Genomic DNA, 6704 nt, shown 5'->3' with positions numbered 1-6704 from the left:
TCTTGCGCAGTGGCGGGCTGCAATCCGCCCCGGCCGCACCCGTTTGCTGTTTGCCGAGACCCCGACCAACCCCTTGACCGAGGTCTGCGACATCCGTGCGCTGGCCGACTTGGCGCACGAAGCCGGTGCGCTGCTCGCGGTCGACAACTGTTTTGCCACCCCGGCGCTGCAGCGTCCGATGGAATTGGGTGCCGATGTCGTTGTCCACTCCGGCACCAAATACCTCGATGGCCAAGGAAGGGTCGTCGCGGGCGCGTTGTGCACCGGAGAGGCCATCGCCCAAAGCTGTGTTTCGACACTGCGCAGCGCGGGCATGAGTCTTTCGCCGTTCAATGCCTGGGTGGTGCTCAAGGGCATGGAGCCGCTCTCGCTGCGCATGCAGGCGCAATCGGCGCGTGCCCTGGAGCTCGCGCGATGGCTGCAGCAGCACGCGGGCATTGCGGCCGTCCACTACCCGGGTCTACCGTCGCACCCGCAGCACGCGCTGGCGATGGCGCAGCAGTCCGGCCTGGGCGGCGCCGTCGTCTCGTTCGAACTGCGCGCGAGCACGCCTGAGCAGGCCCGCGCGCGCGCCTTCCATGTCATCGACTCGACCCGGATGCTGTCGATCACGGCCAATCTGGGCGACGTCAAAACCCTCATCACCCACCCGGCCAGCACTTCGCACGGCCGGCTCACCGAGGAACAGCGCCAGGCGGCCGGAATCAGCCAAGGCTTGATCCGCATCGCCGTGGGCCTCGAGCATCTCGGCGACATCCAATCCGACCTGTTGCGTGGTCTTGAAACCCTGCCATGAAAAATCCTGCTGTCCGCACCCGATTCGCCCCTTCGCCCACTGGTTTCATCCATCTCGGCAACATCCGCTCGGCGCTTTATCCCTGGGCGTATGCGCGCGCCAATGGCGGCACCTTCATCCTGCGGATCGAGGACACCGACCTCGAGCGCTCGACGCAGGCTGCGGTGGACGTGATCCTCGAGAGCATGCGCTGGCTGGGCATGGACCCCGATGAGGGCCCCTACTACCAGATGCAGCGCATGGATCGCTACAAGGAAGTGCTGGCCCAGTTGCTCGCCGAAGGCCACGCCTATCCCTGCTACATGAGTCAGGCCGAACTCGAGGCTCTGCGCGAGCGCCAGATGGCCGCGAAAGAAAAGCCTCGTTATGACGGCACCTGGAGACCCGAGCCCGGCAAGACACTGCCGCCCGTTCCTGAAGGCGTCCGGCCGGTCTTGCGCTTCAAAAACCCCAAGGATGGGGTGGTGGCCTGGGACGACAAGGTCAAGGGGCGCATCGAGATTCGCAACGAGGAACTCGACGACCTCGTGATTGCCCGTGCCGACGGCACCCCGACCTACAACTTCTGCGTGGTGGTCGACGACATGGACATGCGCATCACGCACGTGATTCGCGGCGATGACCATGTCAACAACACCCCGCGGCAAATCAACATCTTCCGCGCCCTCGGGCACGAGCCGCCGATCTACGCGCACCTGCCGACGGTGCTCAACGAGCACGGCGAGAAGATGAGCAAGCGCCACGGGGCCAAGGCGGTCACGCAATATCGAGACGAGGGCTTCCTGCCCGACGCCATGATCAACTACCTGGCCCGCCTGGGCTGGAGCCATGGCGACGACGAAATCTTCACGCGCGAGCAGTTCCTGCAGTGGTTCGATCTGGAACACTTGGGTCGCAGCGCCGCGCAGTTCGACGAAGCTAAGCTCCGTTGGGTCAATGCGCAGCACATGAAGATGACCGAGGACGCCAAGCTCGCGCCACTGGTGGCCGAGCAGCTCGCCCGCATGGGCATCGCGGCCGATGATCGCTTGAGTGCGATCTGCGGGCTGTTCAAAGATCGCTGCGACACCACCGTCGCGCTTGCACAGTGGGCGCGGCCTTACTACGCCGAGGTGCATCCGAGCGAAGCCGACCGCGCGCAGTACCTGACCGATGCGGTGCGGCCGGCCTTGGCCGCGCTGGCCGAGCGGCTGGCGAGCTGCGAGTGGACGAAGGAAGGGATTGCGGCGGCCATCAAAGCCGTGCTCGCCGAGCATCAGCTGAAAATGCCGCAACTGGCCATGCCGGTGCGGGTGCTGGTGATGGGGACGCCGCAAACCCCGTCCATCGACGCGGTGCTGGCCCTGTTCGATCGAGAAAAAATTTTGGAGCGGCTCAAAAACGCATAAAAATCCCTCTATAATGCGAGTCTCGACGCGAACGAAGCGCATCTCTGAGTCAGAAATGCAAGTCTTCGGTGCAGGGGGGTATAGCTCAGCTGGGAGAGCGCTTGCATGGCATGCAAGAGGTCAGCGGTTCGATCCCGCTTACCTCCACCAACAGCGTCGAATGGATACGTCCAAAGGTTTTGACCCTATCGTCTAGAGGCCTAGGACATCACCCTTTCACGGTGAGTACCGGGGTTCGAATCCCCGTAGGGTCGCCAAACAGGCTTGGCTCTTCGAGCGAAGAGGCAAACTGAGGCACAAGTCGTCAGCACTTGGCTCGCAAGAGCAAACGCTGGCTGCCAGGAGTGGTAGTTCAGTTGGTTAGAATACCGGCCTGTCACGCCGGGGGTCGCGGGTTCGAGCCCCGTCCACTCCGCCAAACTTTCTGAGGTCTTCCTCACGAATGCCCGCCCTTCGGCGGGCATTTTTTTGGCAACGCCAAACCAGTCCCCCACGCGTCGCGCATCCCAGCTGCGGGCGCGCGCCATCACGGGAACTGGTTCAGCGTTGCCTTGTTCCTGCCCGCAGACAGCCGCGGCGCCACCCTCGTGGATCGTCACACGTCGATCGCTTGCGCGGAGCCCGCACGCTGACGCAATTCGAATTTCTGAATCTTGCCGGTGCTGGTCTTGGGCAGTTCGCCAAACACCACGGCACGCGGGATCTTGAAGCCGGCAAGGTGTTGCCGGCAATGGCGCACGATGTCTTCGGCCGTGAGGCTCGCGCCCGGTCGCAGCTCGATGAAGGCGCACGGGGTTTCGCCCCACTTCGGGTCGGGCCGCGCGACGACCGCGGCGGCGGCCACGTCGGGGTGGCGGTAGAGCACGTCCTCGATTTCGAGCGATGAGATGTTTTCGCCGCCGGAGATGATGATGTCTTTGCTTCGGTCCTTGATCTTGATGTAGCCGTCGGGGTGCTGGACGGCGAGGTCGCCGCTGTGGAACCAGCCACCGGCAAAGGCTTCGCGCGTGGCCTGCGGGTTCTTCAGATAGCCCTTCATGGTGATGTTGCCGCGGAACATGATTTCGCCCAGGGTTTCACCATCCCAAGGCACGGGCTGCAGGGTCTCGGGGTCGAGCACGCGGGCGTCGCGCTGCAGGTGGTAGCGCACGCCTTGGCGCGCATTGAGGCGCGCGCGCTCGGCCACGTCGAGTTCGGCCCACTCGGGGTGTTTCGCGCAGACCATCGCCGGCCCGTACACCTCGGTGAGCCCATAGACATGCGTGAGGTCAAAGCCGAGCCGGTCCATGCCTTCGATCAGCGAGGCCGGTGGCGCCGCTGCGGCCACCATGGCGCGGATGCCGCGGGGCAGGCCAGCGCGCTCGGATTCGCTCGTGTGGACCAGCATCGCGTGCACGATGGGGGCGCCGCAATAGTGGGTCACGCCGTGCGTGCGCATGGCCTCGATCATGCCCCGGGTCTCGACGCGCCGCAGGCAAACGTTCACGCCCGCTCGCGCGGCGATGGTCCACGGGAAGCACCAGCCGTTGCAGTGGAACATGGGCAGCGTCCACAGATACACGGGGTGCTTGGGCATGTCCCATTCCAGGATGTTGCTGAGCGCGTTGAGCGCTGCGCCGCGGTGGTGATAAACGACGCCCTTGGGGCGCCCGGTGGTGCCGCTGGTGTAGTTGAGCGCGATCGCATCCCACTCGTCGCGGGGCCAGACCCAGGCAAACGCGGGGTCGCCGCCAGCGAGGAAGTCTTCGTAGCCCATGGCGCTCAGCCTCGCGCGCGCACGCTCGATGTCCCCCCGCGGGTCCTGCGCCTCGTCAAGCGGGTCGTGGGCTTCGATGACGAGGATGGGCTCGGGGCGCTCACGGAGCTCGAGCGCCTGCGCGACGACCGGCGCGAATTCGGTATCGACAATGATGGCCTTGGCCTCGCCGTGATCGAGCATGTAGGCAATGCTTGCCGCCTCGAGCCGGGTGTTGAGCGTGTTGAGCACGGCGCCGGCCATGGGCACACCGAAATGCGCCTCCACCATCGGCGGCGTGTTGGGCAACATCACCGCGACGGTGTCGTTCCTCGCGATGCCTGCCTGCTGCAGCGCACCGGCCAGCCGGCGGGCGCGGGCAGCGGTCTCGCGCCAGGTTTGCCGCAGCTCGCCATAGACGATGGCCAGCCGCTCGGGGTAGACCTCGGCCGTGCGTTCGATGAAGGCGAGCGGCGTGAGCGGCGCAAAGTTCGCCTCGGTGCGGGGCAGGTCCTGGTCAAAAATGCTGGGCATGGGGCGGCTCCTCGGGCAGGTGCCGCCATTTTGCGCAGCCTGCGCACCGTGCCGACCGGGGATTTCCCGCGGCCCGGGGGGTCGTCAAACCGTCGCGGCGGCGCGCTCGAACACCGCGACGCTCTCCACATGCGCGGTGTGCGGGAACATGTTCACCACGCCGGCAGCCGTGCAGCGGTAGCCGGCTTGGTGCACGAGCAGGCCGGCGTCGCGCGCGAGGGTAGCCGGGTTGCAGCTGACGTAGACGATGCGCTGCGGGGGCTGCCAGCCCTGGGCCGCGGCGGGCAGCGGCGCTGCGCCTTCGGCACCCATGCGCGACTGGTGCAGCTCGGCCAGGGCTTTGACCAGCGCGAATGCGCCTTCGCGCGGCGGGTCGACCAGCCATTTGTCGGCGCTGCCGTCGGCGACGAGCATCTGGGGCGTCATCTCGAAGAGGTTGCGCGCTACGAAGTTCGTAGCACAGAGTGACCGAATCACGCCGGGGTTTTGCGAATTTCGCTCAAAATTTTTCTGCGCGCGCTCGACCAGTGCCGCGCTGCCCTCAATGCCAAGCACCTCGCGCGCCTGGGTGGCCAGCGGCAGCGTGAAATTGCCCAGACCACAGAACCAGTCGATCACGCGCTCGTGCGGCTGCGCGGCCAGCAGGCGCAGCGCACGGCTGACCAGCACCCGGTTGATATGCGGGTTGACCTGCGTGAAGTCGGTGGGCTTGAAGGGCATGGTAATGCCGAACTCGGGCAGGCGATAGGCAAGCTCCGGCCCGCCTTCGTCAAGGAGGTGCACCGAATCGGGCCCCTTGGGCTGCAGCCACCATTGCACGTCGTGTTGGAGCGCAAACGCGCGCAGCCGCGCAGCGTCATCCTCACTGAGCGGCTCCAGGTGCCGCAGCACCAATGCGGTCACCGCGTCACCGCAGGCGAGCTCGATCTGGGGGCAGGTTTCGCGCGCATCCATGCTCCCAATCAGCGCCCGCAGTGGAACCAAAAGTGCGCTCACCTGAGCGGGCAGCACCGAACAGCTGCGCATATCGGCGATGTAGCGGCTTTTGCGCTCATGAAAGCCGATCAGCACTTCGCCCTTGCGGTGCACATAGCGCACCGCCAGCCGGGCGCGGTAGCGATAACCCCAGGCCGGGCCCTCGATGGGGCGCAGCAGGGTCTCGGCGCGCACCTTGCCGAGATGCCAAAGATTGTCTTCGAGCACGCGCTGCTTGACCGCCACCTGAGCGGCCGGATGCAGATGCTGCATCTTGCAGCCGCCACAGGCGCCCGTGTGCAGGCCGAAGTGCGGGCAGACGGGGCGTACGCGCTGGCTCGACTCGCGGTGGATGGCGGTGAGGGTGGCCGCCTCCCAGTTGTTCTTCTTGCGGTGCACCGAGGCGCTGACGATCTCGCCAGGCAACGCGCCCTCGATGAACACCACCTTGCCATCGGGGCGGCGGGCGATGCCCTGGGCTTCGATGTCGAGCGCGTCGACGCGCAGCCAGCCTTCGGGCAGCGCGGGCGCCGCGTCGCTGCAAGGGGCGGTGGCTTCGGGAGAGGTCAGAGCTTGGAGGTCGGAATCATCACTCATGGGGCGATTGTCTCAGCCCCGGCGATGCGTCAGGGAAACGCTGAAGAAATCCGCGAGCGGGATGAAGCGCAAGGCGCACGGAGCGCAGCGACCGCAAATCGATCGGCGAGGGAGCGAGCACCGTGCTTGGCTCCGATTCGCCAGCGTTGCCTTATTCAGCGTTTCCCAAGGGCGGTGCGCGGTGCTGCCAGTAATGCGGCACGCGCTCACGCTCGCAAACCATGCGGCCCGGCTCGGCCGAAGACCATTGCGCCGCGCCGCAGTGGACGGAGTCGATGACCTGGATGCCGCGCGCCTGGTAGCGTGCCAACACCTCGGGTGCCGGGTGGCCGTAGCGGTTGCGATAGCCCGCCTGCACCAGCGCCCAGCGCGGCGCGACCGCGTCGAGGAAGGCGGCGGTCGACGAGGTTTTGCTGCCGTGGTGCGGCACCAGCAGCACGTCGCTACGCAAGGCCTGCGCCTGCCCGGCGCGCGCAAGCACCGCCGCTTCCTGAGCGGCCTCGATGTCGCCCACGAGCAGCGCGCGGTGTTCGCCGTTGTCGACGTGCAGCACGCAACTCAAGGCGTTCGTCTTGCGCGCGGTGGCGTAGTCCTCGGGCACGGGATGCAACACCTCGAAGCGCACGCCGTCCCACACCCAGCGTTGGCCCGCGACGCAGCGGGTGGCCGGACGCCCGGC

The 6704-nt window shown here is 66.4% G+C and carries 5 protein-coding genes and 3 tRNA genes; 5 read left to right on the top strand and 3 right to left on the bottom strand.

The window, feature by feature from the left end; genetic code table 11:
* The 5 genes from JHC36_RS06555 to JHC36_RS06535 all read left to right on the top strand — a co-directional run.
* A partial coding sequence (locus JHC36_RS06555; RefSeq protein ID WP_287917320.1) for a PLP-dependent transferase occupies nt 1–796 on the top strand: 796 nt, incomplete at its 5' end.
* On the top strand, nt 793–2184 hold the full coding sequence (gene gltX / locus JHC36_RS06550) for a glutamate--tRNA ligase (RefSeq protein ID WP_287917318.1): 1392 nt from the start codon (nt 793–795) through the stop codon (nt 2182–2184). The genes JHC36_RS06555 and gltX, both read left to right, overlap by 4 nt.
* A gap of 74 nt (nt 2185–2258) precedes the next feature.
* Nucleotides 2259–2334: transfer RNA gene (locus JHC36_RS06545), tRNA-Ala, on the top strand.
* Between the two features lie 31 nt (nt 2335–2365).
* Nucleotides 2366–2441 (top strand) — tRNA-Glu (locus JHC36_RS06540).
* Nucleotides 2442–2525: 84 nt separating this feature from the next.
* Nucleotides 2526–2602: transfer RNA gene (locus JHC36_RS06535), tRNA-Asp, on the top strand.
* A 177-nt stretch (nt 2603–2779) separates the two neighbouring features.
* On the opposite strand, the gene JHC36_RS06530 is transcribed toward JHC36_RS06535, so the two are convergent.
* The 3 genes from JHC36_RS06530 to JHC36_RS06520 all read right to left on the bottom strand — a co-directional run.
* Nucleotides 2780–4453: an acyl-CoA synthetase gene (locus tag JHC36_RS06530; protein WP_287917316.1), complete on the bottom strand. Its 1674-nt coding sequence runs from the start codon at nt 4451–4453 to the stop codon at nt 2780–2782.
* 84 nt (nt 4454–4537) lie between these two features.
* Nucleotides 4538–6025: a 23S rRNA (uracil(1939)-C(5))-methyltransferase RlmD gene (rlmD, locus tag JHC36_RS06525; RefSeq protein ID WP_287917314.1), complete on the bottom strand. Its 1488-nt coding sequence runs from the start codon at nt 6023–6025 to the stop codon at nt 4538–4540.
* A 151-nt stretch (nt 6026–6176) separates the two neighbouring features.
* Nucleotides 6177–6704: ComEC/Rec2 family competence protein (locus tag JHC36_RS06520; RefSeq protein WP_503006934.1), on the bottom strand; the 528-nt coding region annotated here is incomplete at its 5' end.

The organism is Tibeticola sp. (assembly GCF_022759015.1).
GTDB classification, from domain to species: Bacteria; Pseudomonadota; Gammaproteobacteria; order Burkholderiales; family Burkholderiaceae_C; genus Tibeticola; species Tibeticola sediminis.
Note: the sequence above shows the minus strand (reverse complement) of the source record. Positions and strands in the feature narration are given on the sequence as shown.

What these genes read in the sequence shown, in the direction of transcription:
- gltX (WP_287917318.1), top strand. Translation starts at nt 793, where the DNA reads ATGAAAAATCCTGCTGTCCGCACCCGATTCGCCCCTTCGCCCACTGGT.
- JHC36_RS06530 (WP_287917316.1), bottom strand. Translation starts at nt 4,453, where the DNA reads ATGCCCAGCATTTTTGACCAGGACCTGCCCCGCACCGAGGCGAACTTT.
- rlmD (WP_287917314.1), bottom strand. Translation starts at nt 6,025, where the DNA reads ATGAGTGATGATTCCGACCTCCAAGCTCTGACCTCTCCCGAAGCCACC.